The sequence below is a fragment of the Thermus sp. FJN-A genome (assembly GCF_054655095.1).
In genome coordinates this window covers 1-239 of sequence record NZ_BAAHSC010000006.1, presented here as the reverse complement: position 1 = coordinate 239, position 239 = coordinate 1, and the positions used below count along the sequence as shown (strand labels likewise).

Annotated in this window: 1 pseudogene; it reads left to right on the top strand. The window is 69.9% G+C overall.

The annotated features are described in order from the left end of the window. Nucleotides 1–239, top strand: a pseudogene (locus ACYQ0J_RS00025) (ATP-binding protein); the annotation flags it as partial.

Here is a 239-nt window from a genome sequence, read left to right as displayed (position 1 = left end):
GGGTAGGGACCTCGAGGCCGACCTCAAGGCCTGGCAGAGGCGCTACCCGGGGAACGAGGAGAAGGCGAGGAGCCTCCTCAAGGCCCTCAAGCGCCCCGAAGGGGTGAACCCCGTCACCCTCGTCGTGGACGACGCCACGGGCCTCACCCCCAGTGTGGTCCCCTGGCTGGTGGCCTTCGCCGAGGTGGCCACCCTGGTCCTGGCCGTCCACCCGGAGACCCTAAGGAAGGGGGGTACAA